Source organism: Stenotrophomonas sp. SRS1 (assembly GCF_026130205.1).
Classification (GTDB): Bacteria; Pseudomonadota; Gammaproteobacteria; order Xanthomonadales; family Xanthomonadaceae; genus Stenotrophomonas; species Stenotrophomonas rhizophila_B.
Map to the genome: position 1 here is coordinate 2,501 of NZ_JAINFD010000006.1, position 2,976 is coordinate 5,476.

Consider the following 2,976-nt stretch of genomic DNA (forward strand, 5'->3'; position numbering starts at 1 on the left):
CAGTGAATACATAGCTGCTGGAAGCGAACCTGGTGAACTGAAATATCTAAGTAACCAGAGGAAAAGAAATCAACCGAGATTCCCTGAGTAGCGACGAGCGAACGGGGACTAGCCCTTAAGCTGGAATGGTTCTAGAAAAACAGCCTGGAACGGCTGGCCATAGAAGGTGATAGCCCTGTATTTAAAAGGGCCACTCCAGTGAAGACGAGTAGGGCGGGGCACGTGAAACCCTGTCTGAACATGGGGGGACCATCCTCCAAGGCTAAATACTACTGACCGACCGATAGTGAACCAGTACCGTGAGGGAAAGGCGAAAAGAACCCCGGAGAGGGGAGTGAAATAGATCCTGAAACCGTGTGCGTACAAGCAGTAGGAGCTCGAAAGAGTGACTGCGTACCTTTTGTATAATGGGTCAGCGACTTACTGTTCGTGGCAAGCTTAACCGTATAGGGGAGGCGAAGGGAAACCGAGTCTGATAAGGGCGCATAGTCGCGGGCAGTAGACCCGAAACCGGGTGATCTAGTCATGGCCAGGGTGAAGGTGCCGTAACAGGTACTGGAGGCCCGAACCCACGTCTGTTGCAAAAGACGGGGATGAGCTGTGATTAGGAGTGAAAAGCTAATCGAACCCGGAGATAGCTGGTTCTCCTCGAAAGCTATTTAGGTAGCGCCTCATATGTATCCTCTCGGGGGTAGAGCACTGTTATGGCTAGGGGGTCATCGCGACTTACCAAACCATTGCAAACTCCGAATACCGAGACGGACTGTATGGGAGACACACGGCGGGTGCTAACGTCCGTCGTGAAAAGGGAAACAACCCAGACCCACAGCTAAGGTCCCAAATTCACTGCTAAGTGGAAAACCATGTGGAAAGGCACAGACAGCCAGGAGGTTGGCTTAGAAGCAGCCACCCTTTAAAGAAAGCGTAATAGCTCACTGGTCGAGTCGGTCTGCGGGGAAGATTTAACGGGGCTAAGCAGTGAACCGAAGCTTGGGGTGTGCATATTTATATGTACGCGGTAGAGGAGCGTTCCGTAAGCCGTTGAAGGTGGATTGAGAAGTCTGCTGGAGGTATCGGAAGTGCGAATGCTGACATGAGTAACGATAATGCGGGTGAAAAACCCGCACGCCGAAAGCCCAAGGTTTCCTTGCGCAACGTTAATCGGCGCAGGGTGAGTCGGCCCCTAAGGCGAGGACGAAAGTCGTAGTCGATGGGAAGCAGGTTAATATTCCTGCACCTCGCGTAAGTGCGATGGAGGGACGGAGAAGGTTAGGTGTACCCGGCGTTGGTTGTCCGGGGGAAAGGCGGTAGGTTTGGATCTTTGGCAAATCCGGGATCCTTTAAGACCGAGCACCGAGACGAGTCTTTAAGACGAAGTCACTGATACCACGCTTCCAGGAAAAGCTCCTAAGCTTCAGCTTACGCAGACCGTACCGTAAACCGACACAGGTGGGTAGGATGAGAATTCTCAGGCGCTTGAGAGAACTCGGGTGAAGGAACTAGGCAACATGGCACCGTAACTTCGGGAGAAGGTGCGCCCTTTTTGGTGGCTCATGCGAGCTATAGCTGAAGAGGGCCGCAGTAACCAGGCCGCTGCGACTGTTTATCAAAAACACAGCACTCTGCAAACACGAAAGTGGACGTATAGGGTGTGACGCCTGCCCGGTGCTGGAAGGTTAATTGATGGGGTCAGCCGCAAGGCGAAGCTCTTGATCGAAGCCCCAGTAAACGGCGGCCGTAACTATAACGGTCCTAAGGTAGCGAAATTCCTTGTCGGGTAAGTTCCGACCTGCACGAATGGCGTAACGACAGCGGCGCTGTCTCCACCCGAGACTCAGTGAAATTGAAATCGCTGTGAAGATGCAGCGTTCCCGTGGCAAGACGGAAAGACCCCGTGAACCTTTACTATAGCTTTACACTGAACGTTGAGTTCGTCTGTGTAGGATAGGTGGGAGGCTATGAAACTGTGGCGCTAGCTGCAGTGGAGCCATCCTTGAAATACCACCCTGTCGTGCTTGACGTTCTAACCTAGGTCCATAATCTGGATCGGGGACCGTGTATGGTGGGTAGTTTGACTGGGGCGGTCTCCTCCTAAAGAGTAACGGAGGAGCTCGAAGGTACGCTCAGCGCGGTCGGACATCGCGCACTGTGTGCAAAGGCATAAGCGTGCTTGACTGCAAGATCGACGGATCAAGCAGGTAGGAAACTAGGACTTAGTGATCCGGTGGTTCTGTATGGAAGGGCCATCGCTCAACGGATAAAAGGTACTCCGGGGATAACAGGCTGATACCGCCCAAGAGTTCATATCGACGGCGGTGTTTGGCACCTCGATGTCGGCTCATCACATCCTGGGGCTGTAGTCGGTCCCAAGGGTATGGCTGTTCGCCATTTAAAGTGGTACGCGAGCTGGGTTCAGAACGTCGTGAGACAGTTCGGTCCCTATCTGCCATGGGCGTTGGAGATTTGAGAGGGGCTGCTCCTAGTACGAGAGGACCGGAGTGGACGAACCTCTGGTGTTCCGGTTGTCACGCCAGTGGCATTGCCGGGTAGCTATGTTCGGAAGCGATAACCGCTGAAAGCATCTAAGCGGGAAGCGCGCCTCAAGATGAGATCTCCCGGGGCACAAGCCCCCTGAAGGAACCATATAGACTATGTGGTTGATAGGTCAGGTGTGTAAGTACAGCAATGTATTGAGCTAACTGATACTAATGATCCGTGTGGCTTGACCATATAACCTCAAGTTGCCTTGGCCGACATGACATGTCGATAGATCCCAAGTGCACGCTACGTCACAAGACTTACGAGAGGCAGGCGCCTTAATCCGTTCCTTAGGATGGCGACGCTCCAACTGTCTCCCTGGTGAAATTAGCGCTGTGGAACCACCCGATCCCATCCCGAACTCGGAAGTGAAACGCAGCTGCGCCGATGGTAGTGTGGCCTAAGCCATGCGAGAGTAGGTCATCGCCAGGGTTTTTA

At 53.3% G+C, this 2,976-nt stretch carries 2 rRNA genes (1 of these 2 running past the window's edge); both read left to right on the top strand.

The window, feature by feature from the left end:
• Positions 1 to 2,730, top strand: a 23S ribosomal RNA gene (locus tag K4043_RS18490); it begins 149 nt to the left of the window's first position.
• Positions 2,731 to 2,855: 125 nt separating this feature from the next.
• A 5S ribosomal RNA gene (gene rrf, locus K4043_RS18495) occupies positions 2,856 to 2,970 on the top strand.
• Positions 2,971 to 2,976 lie beyond the last annotated feature (6 nt).